The following is a 21,945-nucleotide window of genomic DNA, read 5'->3' as shown; positions in this document are numbered from 1 at the left end:
CCCCTGGCTACTAGCCAGGGGTTTTCGTTTATCGTTACAGAAAATTTAAGTTCAATAAATTGTTCTCTTTTCAGTTTTTTTGGTGTCTAGCTCCAAGCGCCATCAGCTCGGGTCGGTTCGGCCCTGCTGTGGCGACGGAAGCCACCTCGCAGGTCCTAAAGCGCCCTTCGCCTAAGGACTTGCGCTTTTCTTATTTTATATTCAAACAGTTGTTGCAGACGTTTCCATAACACTCATGCTGCTCTTCCATCTCATTTCCACAGTCTGCGCATTTTTTTGGTGGTAAGTTACGAAAGAATTCCATCACTTTTTCTAACATTTTATATCCCCCCGTGTCGTTGTTACTCATATTGTATTATAACAGTATTAAAAATGTCAATGTTGTATTGTAACAAAGTTTGTTTTCGTGAAATTTTTTTCGAAAATGGGTATATTGAAAGGGGAGGATTCATAAGGAGGTATGCGTGCATGAAGCTTACAGTAATCGGATATTGGGGAGGATTCCCCGGGAAAGGTGAAGCCACGTCAGGTTATTTATTTGAGAAGGAAGGATTTCGCCTTCTAGTCGATTGTGGTAGTGCTGTACTATCACAGCTACAACAATATGTGGAACCATCGGCGCTTGACGCGGTGATTTTGTCCCACTATCATCACGACCACGTTGCGGATGTAGGTCCCCTACAATATGCACGGCTCATCGGAGGTATGTTAGGGAAAACGAAGGAAGCGTTGCCGATCTATGCACATCAAAACGATACGAAGTTTCATTCTCTTACATACAAAGGAGTTACAGAAGGAATGGCGTATGACCCGAATAAACCGATGCGTATTGGACCGTTTACCATCACTTTTTTACAAACGGACCATCCAGTAGAATGTTATGCGATGAGGATAACTGATGGAACGAATTCGATTGTATACACGGCTGACTCTTCCTATAAAGAAGAGTTTATTCCGTTCTCAAAAGATGCAGACCTTCTTCTTACGGAATGTAATCTGTATGCCCATCAAGATGGAAAACAAGCGGGGCATATGAATAGTCACGACGCAGCGACAATTGCCAAGAATGCGGATGTAAAGCAACTAATCTTGACGCATTTACCTCATTTTGGAGACCATCGTGAGTTAATTAGCGAAGCACAATCGATTTACAAAGGGCCGATTCAATTAGCAAAATCAGGACTTACGATACAATTTTAGGAGGAGAACAACTTGATTTTTATCGACAACGAAAACATCACAGATCCACGAATCAATCTAGCCATTGAAGAATATGCTTTGAAGCATCTAGATCCAAGCAATACATATTTGCTGTTTTATATTAATGAGCCGTCTATTATCATTGGCAAAAATCAAAACACGGTTGAAGAGATTAATGCAGATTACGTCGAGGAAAACGGCATCCATGTCATCCGTCGTCTATCTGGTGGCGGTGCTGTGTACCACGATTTAGGAAACTTAAATTTTAGCTTTCTCACAAAAGACGATGGGGACAGCTTTCACAATTTTAAGAAGTTCACCGATCCAGTCGTAAAAGCGTTACAAAAGTTAGGTGTACCTGCTGAATTAAGCGGTCGAAATGACATTCTCGCCAACGGTCGTAAAATCTCTGGAAACGCCCAGTTCTCGACGAAAGGGAGAATGTTTTCCCACGGAACGTTATTATTCGACTCTGAAATTGAGCATGTCGTTTCAGCCTTAAATGTGAAGAAAGAAAAGATTGAGTCCAAGGGCATTAAATCGATTCGTAGTCGTGTCGCTAATATTCGTGAGTTTTTAAATGAGCCGCTATCGATGGAGCAATTCAAAGAAATGCTTTTATCGTACATTTTTGATGGAAAAGACGAAATCCCTCGCTACACGTTAACTGAAGACGATTGGAAGAAAATTCACGAAATCTCAAAAGAACGTTACCAAAATTGGGATTGGAATTACGGAAAATCTCCTTCCTTTAACGTTCAACATTCGCATCGTTTCCCGGTTGGGCAAGTTGATATTCGTCTAGAAGTGAAAAAAGGCATCATTCGACAGTGTAAAATTTATGGTGACTTTTTTGGAGTAGGAGATGTAGCAGATATTGAGGAACAATTAAAGGATGTTCGATACGACCGTGTATCTATTGATGAAGCTCTAAAAAATATTGATTTAAAGCATTACTTCGGAAATATTGAACGAAGCGAGTTTATTGCGTTTATTTTATAAGGTGTTATTCGAAAAAATTGTAGTTATTCGCACTTGCGGGATGTTGAGGAAAGGTCGAGACCCCTTAGACGATTGCCAAGGAGATTCAATTGCCTCCCCGCTGAAAGTAAATTATGTGTGAAAGGTGTTGGTTATAATCGCCAACACCTTTTTTACTTGTTACAGAAAGTTTAAGTTCAACAAAGTGTTAAAGTATTCTCTACACAGTTTTTTTGGTGTCTAGCTCCAAGCGCCATCAGTTCGGCCCTGCTGTGGCGACGGAAGCCTCCTCACAGGTCCTAAAGCGCCCTTCGCCTAAGGACTTGCGCTTTGCGCTTTTCTTAGTAGAAAAAGAATGGGATTAAAAAAAGAGTGTTGACCCTTACGTAACGTCATACTCTAACATAAAGAGGGAGGTGGTCATCATGTATAAAATTAAAGAAGTTGCAGAAATGGCCGGAGTAAGTGTGCGCACACTTCATCATTATGACCATATTGATTTATTAAAGCCAACGATGATTACAGAAGCTGGTTACCGTCTTTATACCGATGAAAACCTCGAACGGCTGCAGCAAATCTTATTTTTCAAAGAATTAGGATTTACACTTCAACAAATTAAAGATATTATCGATCGTCCGGACTTTGATCGAAAACAGGCTTTAAATCAACAACGAGAATGGCTCGTGAAGAAGAAAAAACGGTTGGAGATCATGATTGAAACCGTTGAACGAACCATTCAATCATTGGAAGGAGAAAGGAAAATGGAAGGAAAAGAGTTGTTTACGGGGTTTAACATGGAAGAAATTAAAGCACATCAAAAGAAATACGCCGATGAAACTAAGCAAAAATACGGAAAAGAAATGGTCGAAAAAGTTGAGCGGAAAACGAACGGATACAATGAACAAGACTGGGCAAACATCATGTCTCAATGGGAAGACATTTATAAGCGAATCATTTCTCGAATGGACAATGGCCATGCGGATGCGGAAGTGCAAAAAGCTGTACACGAGCTAAGAATGCTATTTTCCACGTATTTTTATGACTGTACGGTCGATATTTTTAGAGGACTGGCTGATTTATACGTAACCGATGTGCGGTTTACGAAAAACATTGACCGCTACAAGGAAGGTTTAGCTGCATTTTTACAAAAAGCGATGCATCATTACTGCGATTTGCAACAATAAGTACGGTAGGGAATGAGGGGGTTCCCTCATTTCCTTTTTTAATCGAGATAACCCTTGTATTCATTATTTTCTTTCAATATAATATATTTAGAATATTTTAAAATATAGTGAATGGTCATTCATTCATTTTTTAAGGGGTGGGAGAATTTGAATATTGTAGAACAGTTGTCGAAAATGACACAAGAAGACCCGAGAAGGATTGCCTATATTTTCGGGGATCAATCATTTACATATGGAGAACTTGAACAATCCATTAATCGCTTCGCAGACTCGCTAACGAAATTAGGAATCCAAAAAGGGGATCACGTTGCACTTCTTCTAGGAAACTCACCACATTACATCATCTCTCTTTACGGCGCCTTAAAAACAGGAGCTACAGTCATACCAGTCAATCCCATTTATACACCTAGTGAAATCGGCTATATTTTAAATAATGGAGATGTCAAACTTGTAGTTGCACTTGATAAACTTGTTCCTTTATTTGCTAAAATGAGTGAAAGACTACCGAAGATTGAGCATATCATTTCATGTCCTACATCCAATGATGAATTTGACTATGATCAATTTCCTTCACTCATCGGTAAATTGGAACCGTTTACAAGATTAATAGAAAGAGGATCTTCTTCATATGATGGTCCTACTTTACAAGAAGACGAGACAGCAGTGATTTTATATACATCGGGGACAACAGGTAAACCAAAAGGTGCGATGCTCACTCATCGGAACATCTTTAGCAATGCGATGGATGTAGGCAGCTACTTACAAATGAGCGAATCAGACCGAATCATCGCAACACTTCCAATGTTTCATGTATTCTGTTTAACCGTCGCGCTGAATGCACCTCTAATGACTGGGGCAACCGTCATTGTTGTTCCGAAGTTCAGTCCAGCGGAAATTTTCCGACTCACTAAAAAATATAACGCAACTGTATTTGCTGGTGTTCCGACCATGTATAATTTCTTGCTTCAATATGAAGATGGAGATCCACAAGATTTACATACATTGCGCCTTTGTATTTCAGGTGGTGCGTCCATGCCAGTTGCACTCTTACATGGATTTGAGAACAAATTTAATGTTGTCATCTCAGAAGGATACGGGCTATCCGAAGCTTCACCCGTAACATGCTTCAATCCGCTCGATCGCGCACGCAAGCCTGGCTCGATTGGGACGAGCATCTGGCACGTCGAAAACAAAGTCGTCAACGAACTCGGTGAGGAAGTAGCTCCTGGTGAAGTGGGTGAACTCATCGTTAAAGGACCAAACGTCATGAAAGGATATTATAAAATGGAAGAAGAAACCGCCCACACCATCCGAAATGGTTGGCTTTATACAGGAGATTTAGCAAAACAGGATGAAGAAGGCTACTTCTACATCGTCGATCGGAAAAAAGATTTAATACTCGTTGGCGGCTACAACGTCTACCCAAGGGAAGTCGAAGAAGTCCTCTACAATCACCCGAACATAGTAGAAGCAGCCGTTGTAGGAGTTCCAGATCCGGAGTTCGGTGAAACGGTAAAAAGCTACATCGTAACAAACTCAAAAGACATAAAAGAAGAAGACATCATTGCCTATTGCCGTGAACACCTTGCCAAATATAAAATTCCAAGCTCCGTCGAATTCCTAGACGAACTACCGAAAAACACAACAGGAAAAATTCTACGACGTGCATTAAAAGAACAACTCATTAAACAATAAAAACCTAGTTGAGCATAACATCTACAAGGTGTTATGCTCTTTTTAATTTAATTGGGAATCTAAGGATGCGCAAAGGTAGAGGACGCGCGCGCATAGAAGAGCTGACTCCGCGCATAGAGTAGAGGACGCCGCTCATAGAGGAGCGGAAGTCGCGCATAGAGTAGAGGACGCCGCGCATAGGGAGTAGGAGTGCGCGCATAGGGAGTAGGAGTGCGCGCATAGAGGAGCGGAAGTCGCGCATAGAGTAGAGGACGCCGCGCATAGGGAATAGGAATGCGCGCATAGAGGGGGCGAAGTCGCGCATAGAGTAGAGGACGCCGCTCATAGAGGAGCGGAAGTCGCGCATAGAGTAGAGGACGCCGCGCATAGGGAATAGGAGTGCGCGCATAGGGAATAGGAATGCGCGCATAGAGGAGCGGAAGTCGCGCATAGGGAGTAGGAGTGCGCGCATAGGGAGTAGGAGTGTGCGCATAGGGAGTAGGACTGCACGCATAGGAGGAGTAGACTGCGCGCATAGGAGGAGTAGACTGCGCGCATAGAGGAGTGGAAGTCGCGCATAGGGGGGAGGAAGTCGCGCATAGGGGGTAGGAAGTCGCGCATAGGGGGTAGGAAGTCGCGCATAGGGGAGTAGATTGCGCGCATAGGGAGAGGACGCCGCGCATAAGAGAGAATACCGCGCGCATAGGGAAGCCAAATCCGCGCATAGTCAAAGGCTACCCGCTCATAAACATAAGAGAGCGTTAGAAGTCCAAGAGGCTTTTGTTTCAACAGCGTTCATCGCAATTACAATGAATGTGACTTCTCTCCCTAATCGTCCCTAAACAGCAGGTGCGCCTTGCTTAAAGTGGCCAAATCTCAAAAATACTTTAATATTTTAAAATAGTAGTGGATAAACGCTTTTTTGGATAAAATCAATAAAGGTTGTGAAAATCTTCAGAAAATACTTGAAATTGGATAATTTCTAGGTATAATTTATTTCCATAGGTAGTACATAAAAAGGGGGGCCAATAATGAAAAGGCGAATGGGGTTCATCGGAAGCATGCTTTTCGGTGCAGGGCTTTTACTTGCGGGTTGTGGGACAAGCGAATCGGGGACAACAAGTTCCAATGATGAAGAAGCGAGTGGAGAGAAAACTTATAAAGTAGGTGTGACTCAAATTGTTGAGCATCCATCTTTAGATGCTGCGTATGAAGGGTTTCAAAAGGCACTAGAAGATGAGGGGTTACAAGTTGAGTTTGATGTACAAATTGCACAAGGTGATCAGTCCAATAACCAAACGATTGCCACTAATTTTGTTGGGGATCAAGTTGATTTAATTTTTGCGAATTCTACGCCGAGTGCGCTTGCAGCGGCGAATGCGACGAAAGAAATTCCAATTGTCTTTACATCTGTTACAGATCCGGTTGGAGCTGAATTAGTTGCGGATATGAATAATCCAGGTGGAAATGTTACAGGGACAACCGATACGCATCCAGATGCGATTCCAAATACTGTTCAGTTTATCGACCAATATGTGGATGGAAAGAAAGTCGGGATGATTTATAACTCTGGTGAGCAAAACTCTGTTGCGCAAATTGAGTTAGTGAAAAAGGCGATGGATGGGACCGATTTAGAAGTTGTAGAAGCATCTGTCTCAACTTCAGCGGAGGTAAAGCAAGCGGCGGAGTCTTTAATTGGAAAAGTTGATAGCATTTACATCATTACTGATAATACGGTAGTTTCTGCGTTAGAATCCGTGATTTCTGTCGCATCAGAGCAAGACATTCCGCTATTTGTTGGTGAGCTTGATTCGGTTCGCCGTGGTGGATTTGCTGCATACGGCTTTGAATACTACGACATTGGCTATGAAGCAGGTGTGATGGCCGCGCAAATTTTAAAAGGAGAAAAAGCTCCGTCTGAATTACCGGTACAGTATCCGCAAAACTTAAAACTATTAATCAATGAAAAGGCAGCAGAAGAGATGAGTGTGGAGATTTTAGATGAGTGGAGAACAGAAGGTGAGCTTGTAAGTCAATAACATACATGGGTCCGACATTGGAAAAAGCCAATGTTGGGGCCCGATCTTTTTTGTGGAAGGGTGTCGTCATGTCCATTGCAATTTTTGGTTCTTTAGAGTCTGGTCTTATATATGCCATAATGGCGCTTGGTGTTTATTTAACGTTTCGTATATTAGATTTTCCTGATTTGACTGTTGACGGGAGTTTTGTGACGGGTGCGGCGGTTTGTGCAATCCTGATTGTCAATGGATTTCATCCGATCATCGCCACTGTAGTCGCTATGCTCGCTGGCTTTGTTGCAGGACTATTTACAGGATTGCTTCATACGAAAGGGAATATTAATCCTCTTCTTTCGGGGATTTTAATGATGATTGCACTGTATTCCATTAATCTCCGAATCATGGGGAGATCCAACGTACCTCTCTTATCGGAGGAAACGCTGTTTACAAAACTATCAACTCAATTTGCCTCGTTCGACCAAACGTTGGAATCCATGTTTTCGTTTTCTCCTCGAACATGGACGGTCATTTTATCCATGTTACTTCTCGTAATAGTATTGAAATGGCTGCTCGATTCTTTTTTGAAAACAGAAGTTGGTTTAGCATTACGAGCAGTTGGTGATAACGTTGAAATGATTCAAAGCTTCTCAGCTAATACAGATGGGTTGAAAATGGTAGGACTTGGACTATCCAATGCGCTCGTTGCTTTATCAGGTGCGTTAATTGCGCAATACAACGGCTTTAGTGACATTGGTATGGGAATTGGAATGATTATTATCGGTCTTGCTTCGGTCATCATTGGTGAAGCGGTTGTCGGGAATAAAACGATTATCCGTGCAACGTTAGCGGTCATTATCGGTGCTATTTTGTATCGCTTAATCGTGGCGTTTGCGCTTCGTTTTAATTTCTTTGAAACGGGCGATTTAAAGTTGATTACGGCGTGCATTGTCATATTGTCATTAATCGTGCCGAGATTTCTCGACCGAAAGCGGGAGCGAAAAAAGAAGCTTGAAAGACGGAAAGAAGTTTTGGCGAAAAAGCGTGGTGAAGAAATTGCTTGAATTAAACGGGATTTATAAAGTTTTTAATGAAGGATCTGTCGATGAAAAGATTGCATTAAATCAGGTGGATTTGTCTGTGAATAACGGTGACTTCATTACAGTCATTGGGAGTAACGGTGCCGGGAAATCCACTTTATTAAACATCATCGCAGGAAAGCTCATTCCCGATGATGGGGAAGTGTGGATTGATGGAAAAAATATGACAACAATGCCGGAATACAAGCGGGCACGTTTCATTGGGCGTGTATTTCAAAATCCACTTGCGGGAACGGCTCCTACTCTAACCATCGAAGAGAACTTAGCCATTGCTTACGGACGAGTTCATCCACGAAAATTGATTAAAGGTGTATCCAATAAGCGAAGAGAAATGTTTAAAGAGCAGCTATCTATGCTTGGCTTAGGACTTGAAAATCGTTTAGGGGCAAAAGTGGGCCTTCTTTCAGGAGGCGAACGGCAAGCACTTTCCCTCTTAATGGCAACGTTTACGAAACCGAAAGTATTGTTGCTAGACGAGCATACAGCTGCGCTGGACCCTGCTCGGGCAGAAGTAATTCTTCGTCTAACAAAGCAGTTTATTGAAGAATATCAGTTAACGACGATAATGATTACTCATAACATGCAACAAGCCATTGATTTAGGAAACCGTCTGATAATGATGAATCGCGGAAGTATCATATTCCAAGCGAAAGAAAAAGAAAAAAGCGCGTTAACCATTCCGCAGTTAATGGAAGAATTCGCAAAAATTAATGGTACTGTATCGGATCGTACTTTACTTGGCTAGCAAGGAAATGAAAAAAGGTCGCAGGATCAATTCCTGTGACCTTTTCATGTTATTCAGCATCCTTTTCCGGTGCAAGTGGAAAGGTAATTTCTACTCTCGTCCATTGATTTTTTTGACTATAGTAATGGACCGTTCCACCGAGGTCTCGGATTAATTTGTTCATAATAAGTGTTCCTAACCCGGTTCCTTTTGATTTTGTTGTGTAATAAGGAAGTCCGATGCGCTTTAATTCCTCTTCTGTTAAGCCGATGCCATTATCCTCAATGAGAATGGCAACTTTTTGATTGGATAAAGAAAGCGTCGTAATGTAAATCCGTCCATCGGAACCCATTTGTTTATTTTCAATCGCTTCTATTGCGTTTTTTAATATATTTAACAAAGCCTGTTTTAACAATTTTCCATCAACGTTTACTTGATGCGCTTTCGAGAGTTGGGCGACCATCTGAATGTTCTTTAGTTGGGCTGTCGGTTTCATTAAGTTCACGGTATCTTGAATCACTTTTTCAACAATTACTTTTTCCCGTACTGAATCGCCTGGCTTCGTTAAGGATAAGAAATCCGAAATGATTTCGTTTGTACGGTCGAGCTCATCAATAATTAACTGTGAATATTGAGGGAGCTCTTCGTGTCGATTATTGGAGCTCAAGTATTGAACAAACCCACGAACAGTTGTTAACGGATTTCGAATTTCATGGGCAAATGCCGCAGCCATATGGCTCACGGTCTTTAAATTCTCAATATAAACCGTTTCATCAATTTGTTGGTTAATGCTCATTAATTTCTCAATGGTATATATGAGTGCAATTAATGAGGATAAAAAGACCGAGAAATAGATTAAATAAAAGTATCTGTCTAAGGCAGGTACAAACCATTCAAGAGTCAAGATCGATAGGGTCGTAAAGACCGAGAAAATCATAATTAAGACTCGAAATTGATGATGGCCATGAATAAAACGTTGTCTAAACAGCATTGCGGCCAAAAAGGCGATAAAGTTAATAAGAATGCCAGGTATGAAAAATTGACCGCCGATAAGATAGCGTACAACGGACACAAATGAAAACGTGAGAAACCCGACCCAAAATCCTCGATATAAGGTGAGTGCAACGATGATGACCATTCGTAAATCAAAATTCGTATCCCACAATACCTCAATAGGATAAAACATACACAAAATGGCTGCGATGGAGCCAATGATCGAATAAATCCATTTTTCTCTTAAACTTGTAGGCTTGTTTCGTTTAAAAGGAAAAAATAAATTAATACTGACCGTAAATGAGATAATGATCATATAATTCACGATTAAAGGCTTTAAAAGATCGAGTAACATGTGATAACTCCTATAACATACAAGATGAATGAAGTATTCCGTATCACATCATATCACAAGTTTTCCGATGAGCGTACCTATTACCTCCTTATCTTTAACAATTTTTTGCACTTGATGGATGTTATAGCATCTTTTTGTATGTTATGATGGAATCTATAGGGGTGAGGTAGATGGATGTTGTACAAAAAACAATTGCCAAAAATTTATTGAAAATTCGTAAAGAAAAAGGGTTAAGTTTAGAAAAAACTGCTGAATTAACGGGAGTCAGTAAAGCGATGCTCGGTCAGATAGAGCGGAACGAATCCAACCCAACGGTCTCCACATTGTGGAAAATTGCGAAAGGGCTTAAAATTTCTTTTTCTTCCTTAATGAAAGAAGAGGAGCAGTCAGTAACGGTTGTAAATGCTCAAAATCAACATCCAGTTGTTGATGAAAATGGAGCCTATAAAGTGTATTCGGTCTTTCCGTTTGAACCGGGCAAACAATTTGAAATGTATACCGTTACGATCGACTCGCTTTATATTCATAAAGCAGAAGCTCATATGAAAGGGGTCGAGGAATACATAGTCGTTGAAAGCGGGGAGCTAGTCCTTTCAGTTAATGATGTTGAGTATCGTCTTTCTAAGGGGCAAGCGGTTCGGTTTCCTGCGGATGTTCCTCATGCATACGAAAACAAGAGTGATTCAATGGTCAAGCTTACCGTCATGATTTATTATCCAGAATTGTAGGAAAGGAGTTCAATCAATGTATACGCAAACTGTATCAATGAAGGGGAAATCGGAGTTTCGTCTTGGGTTACAGGCTGGATTAACCATTGCTATCGGTTATTTTCCTGTCGCCTTAACTTTCGGGTTATTAGCAGAACAAACAGGCCTAACGTTAATGGAAACGATTTTTATGAGTATGTTTGTTTTTGCCGGCGCATCGCAATACATTTCGTTAAGCTTTTTAGCTGCTAGTGTTGGAGCGTTTGAAATTATTTTGACAACGTTCATTGTGAATATACGGCACTTTTTAATGTCGGCATCACTGAATGAAAAGATGGAACCTTCTTCAAAACTGGCACGATTTTTTTACAGCTTCGGTATTACTGATGAAACTTTCACGGTCGCATCGGTGAAAAAGGGCGATGTGTCCGCTTCTTATTTAGGGGGCATTATCGTTGTTTCGTATGCGAGCTGGGTAATTAACTCTGGAGTGGGGCACCTTGTCGGCGTTCGTCTTCCAGTCGTTCTTCAAGAAAGCATGGCGATTGCCCTGTATGCCCTATTCATTGGTTTACTTGTACCTTCAATGAAACGACAGCGTAAAGTGTTTGTGTTAGCTGCTTTTGCCGCTGTATTAAACTCTGTTTTCGTTTTAACCAATTTGCTTTCAGCTGGATGGGCCATCGTTGCTTCAACTCTTTTATCTTCCATTTTCGTTGAGATTCTTTGGACACGGTTGAAGGAAGGAGAGACTGACAGTGAGTAAAGAAATGATGCTGATTATTTTCGGGATGGCAGTGGTGACTTATATTCCTCGAATGCTTCCGTTTCTCGTTTTTCAAAACATTGAACTGCCTTCATTTTGGCAAAATGTGTTGCGAAATGTACCGTTTGCAACATTGGGCGCGTTAATCGTTCCCGCAGTCTTCTTTATACAAGAAGACATCATGTTTGGGGTAATTGGGGCGATAACTGCAGCGGTCGTAGCTTACTTTGGAGCGAATGCCATAGTCGTCGTCTTAACATCGATCGGTGTATTATGTATATACAGCCTCCTATTTTAGTGGAATTTTATAGATAAAAAATCTATTTTCTCTGGACTAGTTGTTCTAGAATGACAAGCATTGAACTAAACTGTTAAAGAGAGTCTACGACAGGAGGGAACAGTTCATGAGAAAATGGCTCACGGCATCGGTCGTCTTATATTTTTTATATGGTTTATTCATCTACTGGTATTTATTTTATTTTTCCAATTCAGTCATACCACATGAGTTAAAGGGGACAGCTGTTGACCCGAATACATTTATGAATGGAAGGGAAATTCTTTTATCACAAGATTACTCCCGAATCAAAAACTTCTTATTCTTCTTATCCATTCCGCTTGAATGGTTTATTTTCTTTGTCATCCTTTGCATTGGGTTGTCTAAAAAGTTTCAACAGTGGGCGGAAAGTGCAACGAAGATTTCATTCGTTCAAAGTGCGCTATACTTCTTTTGGCTTTCGTTATTGGTGACAGTTGTCACCTTGCCGCTTGAATGGTTTAGTTACCAAGTTTCAAAAGATTATCAAATTACGACCCAATCAGCCTCTGGGTGGATTCGCGATGAAGTGACAGACTTTCTTGTCAATTACTTAATCATGGCGATTGTTGTCATCGTCTTGTATGCTTTAATTCGGAAGTTTCAAAAACGTTGGTGGCTGTATGCATGGCTATTATCCGTTCCGTTTACATTATTTCTCATGTTTATACAGCCGGTCGTTATTGATCCGTTATATAATGATTTTTATCCGTTGACGGACAAACAATTGGAAGAGAAAATTTTGTCCCTTGCCGATGAAGCAAATATCCCAGCTGAACATGTATACGAAGTCAATATGTCTTCAAAAACGAATGCTTTAAATGCGTACGTAACTGGGATCGGATCGAATTCACGCATCGTGTTATGGGATACAACACTACAAAAACTGGACGAAGATGAAATTTTATTTATCATGGCGCATGAGATGGGACATTATGTTATGAAGCATATTTATATTGGCGTTGGCGGGTATTTAGTCCTTTCATTTGTGGGCTTGTTCCTCATCAGTCGAATTATGGACGTTGCCGTTCGTAAATGGGGACCTCGACTGCAAGTGAAGAGTATTCGTGACCTCGCTTCATTGCCATTGTTACTCATGATTATCGGAATGCTTTCGTTTGCATCAAGTCCTCTTACGAATATGGTGTCCCGTGTTCAAGAGAAGAAAGCGGACTTATATGCGATCGAGATGACAGAGGATGCTGATGCTGCGGTTCAAACATTCCAACATCTGTCCAAATACGGACTAAGTGAAGTGAACCCGCCAGCTCTAGTCAAAATCTTTCGCTATGGCCACCCGACTTTGATGGAACGAATCATCTATATTCAACAACAAGAGGAAACAGAATAAACACGTTTTAACCTAAGAGTCCAATTTAATGGACTCTTTTTTTATTGTTACAGAAAGTTTAAGTTCAATAAAGTGTTAAAGGATTCTCTTTACCGTTTTTTGGTGTCTAGCTCCAAGCACTAGCAGCTCGGGTCGCTTCGGCCCTGCGCTATGCGCTTTTTCTGTGAAAATAAAAATTACCTATGAGCTGAATGAGCAATCATGATAGGTAGATGGTAGAAAGGAAACCCCGGGGAGAATAAATTTTCATGTCCGGGGTGTGAGTGTAAAATCATGTATGTTTCTTATTGTCTGTATTCACATAGATTGTTGTAGTTACAAAGGAACCTAACGGCTGGCAATTAGTTAATATCTGCTCGTATCATTTACTGTTTTCCTTTTCTCAGTGTGGATGTCGCCCTATTCTCTAGTCAAGTTGATCCAGAGTGAAAAACTGATAGGTAAACACAATAATCTTGTAGTAGAAGAGGTCTTAACGAAAACTTATGAAAGTCGATAAGAAATCAAATAGGTTAAATTTTCTAAAAAGTATTTCATTTCCTAATCTTCTGTTATATATTAATATCAAAGATTAATAATCTGTATTATAACAACGAAAGAAAGGTGGATGGAGATGGAAACGACGACGAATATTCAAATCGTCGGTCCGATGAAGGATGCGTACGAAGCAATATTAACACCCGAAGCTCTCAACTTTATCGCTAAACTTGAGCGTGCCTTTGGATCTCGTAGACGAGAACTGTTAAAAATACGGGAGGAAAAGCAAAAACGTCTCAATAAAGGAGAGAAGCCATCCTTTTTAGAAGAGACGACGTTTATTCGGGAAGGGAACTGGACCATTGCACCACTACCAAAAGATTTAGAAGACCGTCGAGTAGAAATTACGGGACCCGTTGACCGAAAAATGGTCATCAATGCGTTAAATTCGGGTGCGCAATTGTTTATGGCATGTTTTGAAGATGCCACCGCGCCAACGTGGGAAAATGTCGTCGATGGACAAATCAACTTACGGGATGCTGTCAATCGAACGATTCAGTTTGATAACGAGAGTGGCAAAGTCTATCGCTTACAAGATAAGATCGCAACCCTCATCGTTCGGCCGCGTGGAATTCATTTGGAAGAGAAACATATTTTCATAGATGGAAAAAGAATGTCCGGTTGTTTAATGGATTTCGGCTTATATTTCTTCCATAATGCCAAAACATTGATTGAAAAAGGGAGCGGACCTTACTTTTACTTACCGAAATTAGAGAGTCATTTAGAGGCGAGATGGTGGAATGAAGTATTTTGCTTTGCACAAGATGAGCTCGGAATTACACGAGGAACGATTAAAGCAACGGTGCTCATTGAAACGATTTTAGCCGCTTTTGAGATGGATGAGATTTTGTACGAATTAAAAGAGCATTCTGCTGGTTTAAATTGTGGGCGATGGGACTATATTTTTAGCTACTTGAAAAAGATGCGTGAGCATGACGATGTCATATTACCAGATCGCTCACAAGTGACGATGACCGTTCCATTTATGAGAGCTTATTCCCGTTTAGTCATTCAAACGTGTCATAAGCGACAAGCACCCGCTATCGGCGGGATGGCAGCTCAAATACCGGTAAAGAATGATCCGAAAAAGAACGAAGCAGCATTCGAAAAAGTTCGCCAAGATAAAGAAAGAGAAGCAAAGGATGGGCATGATGGAACGTGGGTTGCCCACCCAGGGCTAGTTCCAGTAGCAAAAGAAGTATTCGACCGATATATGCCGACAAGCAATCAGATTGATAAAAAATTAGAAGACTTGACGATTACATCTGACCAATTGCTAGAAGTGCCAAATGGAACGATTACGGAAAAAGGATTGCGCACAAACATTGAAGTAGGCATTCGTTACATTGCCTCTTGGTTAAGTGGAAGAGGGGCTGCCCCGATTCATCACTTAATGGAAGATGCGGCAACGGCCGAAATCTCTAGAGCACAAGTATGGCAATGGATTCGTCATCCAAAAGGTGTCTTGGAGGATGGGCGTAAAGTAACGTTTGAGCTATATGGAGCAATGAAGGAAGAAGAAGTGGAAAAGATTTTACGAGAAATCGGAGAAGATGCATACAACGCCAATCGTTTTGACGAAGCGGTGCAATTATTTGATGAACTCGTTCGTTCTGATGAGTTTGCCGACTTTTTAACATTACCAGGCTATGAAAAACTTTAAATAGAAAGGGAGATTAATATGAGAAATGAAGAAAGAGTAAAAGCGTTACAAGAAAGCTGGGAAATGGATGAAAGATGGAAAGGGGTTACACGACCTTATTCAGCAGAAGAAGTAATCAAATTACGGGGCTCAATCGATATTGAATATACATTAGCGAAACGGGGAGCGGAAAAGTTTTGGAATGGCTTGCATACTGAGGATTACATTCATGCGCTCGGGGCGTTGACGGGAAATCAAGCAGTTCAACAAGTAAAGGCTGGTTTAAAAGCAATTTATTTAAGTGGATGGCAAGTGGCAGCCGATGCCAATTTAGCTGGTCAAATGTACCCGGACCAAAGCTTATATCCAGCTAACAGTGTTCCGCACGTCGTAAAACGAATCAACCAAGCGCTGCAACGTGCCGATCAAATTCACCATATGGAGGGGCGGGAGGATATCGATTTCTTCGTTCCAATCGTGGCGGATGCAGAAGCGGGATTTGGCGGGCAATTAAATGTATTTGAATTAATGAAAGGTATGATTGAGTCAGGAGCAGCGGCCGTTCATTTCGAAGACCAGCTATCGTCGGAGAAAAAATGTGGTCATCTAGGTGGAAAAGTGTTGCTTCCAACGCAAACGGCGATTCGGAATTTAGTGTCCGCAAGACTTGCAGCTGATGTGATGGGGGTCCCAACCGTAATTATTGCTCGAACAGATGCAGACGCGGCAGATTTAATTACGAGTGACATCGATGAGCGAGACCGACCGTTTATTACAGGCGAGCGCACGCCGGAAGGTTTCTATCGAACGAAGGCAGGGCTTGACCAAGCGATTGCTAGAGGGTTAGCGTACGCACCTTATGCCGACTTAATATGGTGCGAGACGTCTGAGCCGAACCTTGAGCAAGCGCGTCAATTCGCTGAAGCGATTCACGAAAAGTTCCCTGGCAAACTACTTGCTTACAATTGTTCGCCGTCATTTAACTGGAAGAAGAAGCTCGATGATCAAACAATCGCCAACTTCCAAAAAGAAATCGCGAAATTCGGTTATAAATTCCAATTCGTTACTTTAGCGGGCTTCCATGCATTAAACTACAGTATGTTTGAACTTGCCCGTAAATACAAAGAAGCCGGAATGGCGGCCTATTCCGAGCTTCAACAAGCAGAATTCAGTTCTGAAACGTACGGATACACTGCTACACGTCATCAACGCGAGGTTGGCACGGGGTATTTCGATGAAGTCGCGCAAGTCATTAGTGGTGGAACGTCCTCCACAACCGCATTAAAAGGGTCAACCGAAACCGAACAATTTACAAGTTAATAACAGCGCACACAGGGGAGCCAATCCGAATCGGGATTGGCTCTATTTAATTGTTACAGAAAGTTTAAATTCAATAAAGTGTTAAAGTATCCCTGTACCGTTTTTTTTGGTGTCTAGCGAAAAGCGCCATCAGTTCGGGTCGCTTCGGCCCTGCTGTGGCGACGGAAGCCTCCTCGCAGGTCCTCCAGCGCCCTTCGAATAAGGACTTGCGCTTTTCTTACGTGAAAGGAAGAGCGACAGATCGATGATCATGTCACCAAAAGCAGACCGGAAGCCAACTAATGAATATCAGTTGGCCTGGTCCTTATGCATATCTCATAAGCTCTGCGTATTCTGCCGAAAGCTTTAGGAACCGTTCTTTGTCAAATTGATCGAGCGCCTCATTAATCTTTTCTTCTAATTGAAGCTTTTTGTAGTTAAACACCGCTTCATCCAAAATCATTTGAATTATGACATTTGTCATATACTCCTCAGAATGCCCTTTTAACGACTTTTCCTTCATCATCTCTGTATACGACTTGCGTTCTTTCATGGAACATCACCCCTGATGCCTTTTTTTTATTATATGGCGAAAAACTGAAAAAATCAACAAATTTTTATAATTTTTAGAAAATTTAGGGGTAGGTACTAAATCGTGCGGGTTTGAGGGTATTTATTACTATTTTGTAAATATTGTAAAAGTTTATTTTCAATCACGAAAAATATATAGGAATATGGAAGATGTTGGTGGTACATTTAAGGTAAAATCTATGCCTGAAGGAGTGGGTGTCAATGAATTTTAATCGAGCTGATATCCAGCATGTTGATCGCTTCATTATTAATGGAGAGACGATGGCCCTGTTGCCAATGCTCCAACCGGAAAACATTTATACGCACATGATTGGGCTTAAAGAAGAAAAAATCGTTTCGAAACGACCTTCCTATGTCATTGACCATAGCTGCCGTTATTACGGTTCGAGCTTTCAAGGAAGAAGGGTTGGAACGAAGGAGTTAATTGGCATTACACACAAGCCCCCGATTGTTATCGATCCTTCGAATTCCATTTACTTCTTTCCTACAACTTCACCAACAAAACCCCAATGCGCATGGTTGTCACATTCCCATATTACAAACTTTCAAAAGGTAGAAAACAATCGAACATCCATCCAATTCATGAATGGGACAAGCATAACGGTAGACGTATCTTTCAATTCTTTTAGCAATCAGTTTTATCGCACAGCTCAATTGAGAACAGTGGTGACTTCAAGAATTGAGGAAGAACAGCGGAAACTTAATTTGATGTTGTTTCATGATGGACAAAAGTCGATGTTATATGAACAAATTATTCGAGAGTTTCGAAAAGGGATTAAATAAGAGTTTATCTACTAAATTTTTTTGGAATTTATATAGTAATATAGTAACAAAGCCGAGCATTTGGCACTGGGTGTAAATGAAAAATTTCCCTAGGCTAAATGCTTTTTTTATATGGTCAATAATCCTGGATATTTGAGTGTACATATGAAATCCGTTTTATTTTTCTGAACCTTTTTGTGAAGTTGTATAGGTTTCTAGTTGTGGTGGGTGTCGATATGTCTCGTAAATTAGGACTATGTAGGAGAAAATGCATGCCAAAAATTGGGCTTTGAAATTGTTGGACCTTTTTTCCTTTTTTATTCTTAAAATTACAAAAAATCAGATAATTGTGATAGTGTTTTGGTTGTGCAAATCACAATTTGTTGAAAAGGAGAGATTTTAGGGAGTATGAGAAACTGGAAAAAAGGTTTTGGAGCTGTAACGTTAAGTGCTGCATTGCTAACGTCGGGAGCTGTGTCTGCATTTGCAGAGACACCGGAATTAAAAGTAAAGCAGCAGGCAGAAATGGTCATGGACAAGCAAGGAAAGGTAAAGGTTCCTTCATTCGTTAGAGGGAATGTTTCCGATGCAAAAGTATTAACGAAGCAGGATATTGAAAAATTCTTTGAAGAGAATCATGAGCTCTTCAAAATGAATCCGAAAACGAAGCTGAAATTTGTTGAAGTAACGACAGATGACTTAGGCATGAAGCGATATGTCTATCAACCTGTCATTCAAAATATCCCGATCGATCAGTCAGTGGTACTCGTTCACACGGATAAAGAAGGAAAGATCGTTGCGGTGAACGGTGAATTCCATCCAAATGCACCGGACAAAGTGAAAGAAAAGAAAAACATTCATGCCAAAAAAGCAATTGATAAGGCTTGGAAGCATATCGGTGTGAAACAAAAAGATGCGAATCAAAAGGTGGAGACTGCTGAAGGAAAACAAAAAAGTACGTTAACGGAATTAGCAGACTTAGTCGTGCTTCATGAAGATGAGCAATACACACTTGCATACCATGTGCAACTTCAATTCATTCAGCCTTATCCAGCGAACTGGCAAATTTGGGTGAACGCTGAAACAGGTGAAGTTATTAAATCGCAAAACAAAGTGCACGAAGCAGCTACTACTGGTTCAGGAATTGGTGTGCTAGGCGATACGAAATCATTAAATACGTATTATTATAACAACCAATATTACTTATACGACACAACAAAACCAATGGCTGGTCAAATCGAAACTTTCGATGCTAATAACGGAAGTAGTTTACCAGGCTACTATGTAACAGACAGCAATAACTATTTCTCTGCTGAGTGGCAAAAGGCAGCGGTTGATGCCCATTATTACGCAGGTGAAATTTTCGATTATTTTTACAACAAGTTTGGTCGCGTAAGCTATGACAACCAAGGTTCTGACATTTGGTCAACGGTTCATTACGGATCTAATTACAATAATGCGGCATGGGTTGGGAACCAAATGATTTATGGTGATGGAGATGGCTCTTTATTTACGTATTTATCTGGTTCGAAAGATGTAGTAGCACATGAATTAACGCATGCTGTAACAGATACGACAGCGGACCTAGTGTACGAGCGTCAGCCTGGAGCTTTAAATGAATCGTTTTCTGATGTGTTCGGATACTTCTCAGATCCTACTGATTGGTTAATTGGAGAAGATATCTATACTCCAGGAACACCGGGCGATGCGCTACGAAGCTTATCCAATCCAACGCAATATGGTCAGCCAGATCATATGGATGACTATCAAAACCTTCCTGTAACTAAAGAAGGTGACTGGGGTGGTGTCCACATCAACAGTGGAATCCCGAATAAAGCGGCTTACCACACAATCAACAGCATTGGAATTCAAAAAGCAGAGCAAATTTATTACCGCGCACTAACGGTTTATTTAACGCCAAACAGTGACTTCTCAGATGCAAGACAAGCCCTCATCCAATCTGCACAAGATTTATATGGGACAAGCACGGCTAACGCAGTTGCCAGCGCTTGGGACCAAGTAGGCGTATATTAAGAAATTGGGAGCTGACACGAGTGGTGTCAGCTCTTTCTTAATATGGAGAGTTTTAGGTTGACGGTTTTTTTGCTTCGAATAAGTAGTGTTCGATTAGCTCAGAGACTTTATTTCGAATTCGTGGGTTAAAGTAATTGTGTTGTTCTTCGTAGCCTTTATAGAAAAAGCTGTATAAAGTAAACGCTTCATCTTGTTCTCTTCTTAATACTTTGACATTCCATTTCCGTAAACTTCTTTTCGCTTCCGCTAAATCTTTTTGCGCTAACTTCAAGGCTTCCTCTATGACATGTATATAAGGTTTCTTTAATTTAAAAGGGCTTTTTTCCACCACTTGTAAGTCTAAATTTAATACGGTGATTGTCATCGGTAAGTAAATGGATTGTTCAATCACATCACGAATCGATTCCGGAATACGATTCATCGCTGTTCCCTCACTTTACAGAACGTTTGTTCGTATTTATTGTACTGAAATTACCCTTTTTTTTCAAGTGTGTACAAGTGAATTTATTTTAAACTTACGTCAAAACGTGTACAATGATAGGAGAAGCTGCAAAAATTTGAGGAGTTTAAAAATTCATGGATTTTATCGATTTTTTGTTGTCAATCGAGTTAGAAGATATTGAAGCATTATTTGAAGAATACCGAGCATTAGGACCATTGGCAGGAATCGTCCTTCCTATGCTCGAATCATTTTTACCATTTTTACCTCTTTTCCTATTCGTAATTGCCAATGCGAATTCGTTCGGTCTTTGGTTTGGGTCCTTGTTTTCGTGGATCGGCACAGTAACGGGTTCTGTCATTGTCTTTTTGCTTGTTAGAAAATTTGGTCAAGAGCGATTCTTTCGTTTTTTAAGTAGGCATGAGAAGGTTAGACGTATGATGAATTGGGTGGAAAGGCATGGCTTTGGCCCGTTATTTATTATGCTTTGCTTTCCCTTCACCCCATCTGCTGCTATTAATGTTGTAGCTGGTCTTTCACGCATTAATGTTTGGCAGTTTATGCTTGCTGCCATTTGCGGGAAAGCCGTCATGATTTTTATGATGAGTTACATCGGTCATGACTTGCGAGCACTTGTTGAGCAACCGTTTCGAACAGTTGTCGTAATCGCCGTCGTCATCATTTTATGGTTTATCGGAAAACGGATTGAATCAAGATTAAACGTTTCACTTGCAGAACGGAATAAAAAAACGGGTTAAGAAGGTGAGTTCGTGAAAAAACATCTCATTGTCGCTGCCATCCTCACTTCCGTTGTGATTATAGGAATTTTAAAAAATATGGTCTTTGCCGAATACAAAGTCGATGGAAACTCAATGCAACCGACCTTACCCGAAGGCGAATATTTTTCCATAAACAAATGGAGCTATTGGTTTCACGACATTGACCGGTTTGATATTGTCGTGTTTCAACTTCCAGAAGAAAACGAAGTCCTCGTCAAGCGCGTCATCGGACTGCCTGGAGATGAAATCCAATACAAGGGCAATCACCTCTATATAAATAATCAAAAAGTGAACGAACCATTTTTGCCGAAGCAAGAAAACGAAATCTTTAACCAAACACAAACCGGGGATTTTACACTTGAAGAAGTAACCGGAGTAAAGCAAGTTCCAGAAGACGCCGTCTTTGTCATCGGAGACAACAGACTAAACAGCCGGGACAGTCGACACTTTGGCTTCGTCAAAACAAAACACATCATCGGAAAAGTAAACCCGAAATAAA

General features: G+C 40.8%; 21 protein-coding genes. 17 read left to right on the top strand and 4 right to left on the bottom strand.

Translation table 11 applies throughout. The features are described from left to right. Positions 1 to 190: 190 nt before the first annotated feature. Positions 191 to 319: a protein YhfH gene (gene yhfH / locus ML543_RS03830; protein WP_243385809.1), complete on the bottom strand. Its 129-nt coding sequence runs from the start codon at positions 317 to 319 to the stop codon at positions 191 to 193. A gap of 149 nt (positions 320 to 468) precedes the next feature. Between yhfH and ML543_RS03825 the strand changes: the two genes are divergently transcribed. From ML543_RS03825 to ML543_RS03795, 7 genes are all read left to right on the top strand, one after another. After that, entirely contained in the window at positions 469 to 1,200 is a 732-nt protein-coding gene (locus ML543_RS03825) for an MBL fold metallo-hydrolase (RefSeq protein ID WP_243385808.1), read from the top strand. Between the two features lie 12 nt (positions 1,201 to 1,212). After that, positions 1,213 to 2,202, top strand: coding sequence for a lipoate--protein ligase (locus tag ML543_RS03820; RefSeq protein WP_243385807.1), 990 nt, complete (start codon positions 1,213 to 1,215; stop codon positions 2,200 to 2,202). Between the two features lie 401 nt (positions 2,203 to 2,603). Beyond that, positions 2,604 to 3,365 carry a MerR family transcriptional regulator gene (locus tag ML543_RS03815; RefSeq protein WP_243385937.1) on the top strand — a complete coding sequence of 254 codons (762 nt, stop codon included), beginning with the start codon at positions 2,604 to 2,606 and terminating at the stop codon, positions 3,363 to 3,365. A gap of 147 nt (positions 3,366 to 3,512) precedes the next feature. Next, entirely contained in the window at positions 3,513 to 5,060 is a 1,548-nt protein-coding gene (locus ML543_RS03810; RefSeq protein WP_279326527.1) for a fatty acid--CoA ligase family protein, read from the top strand. 1,010 nt (positions 5,061 to 6,070) lie between these two features. Continuing rightward, entirely contained in the window at positions 6,071 to 7,078 is a 1,008-nt protein-coding gene (locus ML543_RS03805) for an ABC transporter substrate-binding protein (RefSeq protein ID WP_243385806.1), read from the top strand. 68 nt (positions 7,079 to 7,146) lie between these two features. Then, positions 7,147 to 8,118, top strand: coding sequence for an ABC transporter permease (locus tag ML543_RS03800; protein WP_243385805.1), 972 nt, complete (start codon positions 7,147 to 7,149; stop codon positions 8,116 to 8,118). Further along, positions 8,111 to 8,899, top strand: a complete 789-nt coding sequence (locus ML543_RS03795) for an ABC transporter ATP-binding protein (RefSeq protein WP_243385935.1) — start codon at positions 8,111 to 8,113, stop codon at positions 8,897 to 8,899. Before ML543_RS03800 ends, ML543_RS03795 begins: the two co-directional genes overlap by 8 nt. 49 nt (positions 8,900 to 8,948) lie before the next feature. Here the strand turns inward: ML543_RS03795 and ML543_RS03790 are convergent, their stop codons facing one another. Beyond that, a complete protein-coding gene (locus ML543_RS03790) occupies positions 8,949 to 10,226 on the bottom strand; it encodes an ATP-binding protein (RefSeq protein ID WP_243385804.1) in 1,278 nt (425 codons plus the stop codon). A 170-nt stretch (positions 10,227 to 10,396) separates the two neighbouring features. Here ML543_RS03790 and ML543_RS03785 point away from each other — a divergent pair, with 170 nt between their 5' ends. The 6 genes from ML543_RS03785 (at position 10,397) to aceA (ending at position 16,862) form a co-directional block, all read left to right on the top strand. Continuing rightward, positions 10,397 to 10,954 (top strand): helix-turn-helix domain-containing protein, encoded by a 558-nt coding sequence (locus ML543_RS03785; RefSeq protein ID WP_243385803.1) that lies wholly within the window; start codon positions 10,397 to 10,399, stop codon positions 10,952 to 10,954. Positions 10,955 to 10,970: 16 nt separating this feature from the next. Then, positions 10,971 to 11,699, top strand: a complete 729-nt coding sequence (locus ML543_RS03780) for an AzlC family ABC transporter permease (protein ID WP_243385802.1) — start codon at positions 10,971 to 10,973, stop codon at positions 11,697 to 11,699. After that, positions 11,692 to 11,997 carry an AzlD domain-containing protein gene (locus ML543_RS03775; protein WP_243385801.1) on the top strand — a complete coding sequence of 102 codons (306 nt, stop codon included), beginning with the start codon at positions 11,692 to 11,694 and terminating at the stop codon, positions 11,995 to 11,997. The genes ML543_RS03780 and ML543_RS03775 overlap by 8 nt, the downstream gene beginning before the upstream one ends. A gap of 106 nt (positions 11,998 to 12,103) precedes the next feature. Then, positions 12,104 to 13,363, top strand: coding sequence for a M48 family metallopeptidase (locus ML543_RS03770; RefSeq protein ID WP_243385800.1), 1,260 nt, complete (start codon positions 12,104 to 12,106; stop codon positions 13,361 to 13,363). A gap of 613 nt (positions 13,364 to 13,976) precedes the next feature. Then, a complete protein-coding gene (gene aceB / locus ML543_RS03765; protein WP_243385799.1) occupies positions 13,977 to 15,563 on the top strand; it encodes a malate synthase A in 1,587 nt (528 codons plus the stop codon). Between the two features lie 18 nt (positions 15,564 to 15,581). After that, the gene (gene aceA, locus ML543_RS03760; RefSeq protein WP_243385798.1) at positions 15,582 to 16,862 is read left to right on the top strand and encodes an isocitrate lyase; all 1,281 of its coding nucleotides are present in this window, start codon (positions 15,582 to 15,584) and stop codon (positions 16,860 to 16,862) included. A 304-nt stretch (positions 16,863 to 17,166) separates the two neighbouring features. Here aceA and ML543_RS03755 read toward each other — a convergent pair whose 3' ends face one another. After that, the gene (locus tag ML543_RS03755; RefSeq protein ID WP_243385797.1) at positions 17,167 to 17,394 is read right to left on the bottom strand and encodes an IDEAL domain-containing protein; all 228 of its coding nucleotides are present in this window, start codon (positions 17,392 to 17,394) and stop codon (positions 17,167 to 17,169) included. A gap of 239 nt (positions 17,395 to 17,633) precedes the next feature. Here ML543_RS03755 and ML543_RS03750 point away from each other — a divergent pair, with 239 nt between their 5' ends. Together ML543_RS03750 and ML543_RS03745 are read left to right on the top strand one after the other, a co-directional pair. After that, positions 17,634 to 18,215, top strand: a complete 582-nt coding sequence (locus ML543_RS03750) for a competence protein ComK (RefSeq protein ID WP_243385796.1) — start codon at positions 17,634 to 17,636, stop codon at positions 18,213 to 18,215. A gap of 387 nt (positions 18,216 to 18,602) precedes the next feature. Then, positions 18,603 to 20,228 carry a M4 family metallopeptidase gene (locus ML543_RS03745; RefSeq protein ID WP_243385795.1) on the top strand — a complete coding sequence of 542 codons (1,626 nt, stop codon included), beginning with the start codon at positions 18,603 to 18,605 and terminating at the stop codon, positions 20,226 to 20,228. 52 nt (positions 20,229 to 20,280) lie between these two features. Here ML543_RS03745 and ML543_RS03740 read toward each other — a convergent pair whose 3' ends face one another. Beyond that, complete coding sequence (locus ML543_RS03740; RefSeq protein ID WP_243385794.1) at positions 20,281 to 20,649, bottom strand: YhjD family protein; 369 nt, start codon at positions 20,647 to 20,649, stop codon at positions 20,281 to 20,283. 155 nt (positions 20,650 to 20,804) lie between these two features. Between ML543_RS03740 and ML543_RS03735 the strand changes: the two genes are divergently transcribed. After that, positions 20,805 to 21,425, top strand: a complete 621-nt coding sequence (locus ML543_RS03735) for a TVP38/TMEM64 family protein (RefSeq protein WP_243385793.1) — start codon at positions 20,805 to 20,807, stop codon at positions 21,423 to 21,425. A 12-nt stretch (positions 21,426 to 21,437) separates the two neighbouring features. Further along, the gene (lepB, locus tag ML543_RS03730; protein WP_243385792.1) at positions 21,438 to 21,944 is read left to right on the top strand and encodes a signal peptidase I; all 507 of its coding nucleotides are present in this window, start codon (positions 21,438 to 21,440) and stop codon (positions 21,942 to 21,944) included. Position 21,945: the final 1 nt, after the last annotated feature.

Origin of the sequence: Bacillus kexueae (genome assembly GCF_022809095.1) — a bacterium.
Classification (GTDB): domain Bacteria; phylum Bacillota; class Bacilli; order Bacillales; family Aeribacillaceae; genus Bacillus_BZ; species Bacillus_BZ kexueae.
The sequence above is the reverse complement of the archived record's forward strand: the minus strand, read 5'-3'. Positions and strand labels throughout refer to the sequence as shown.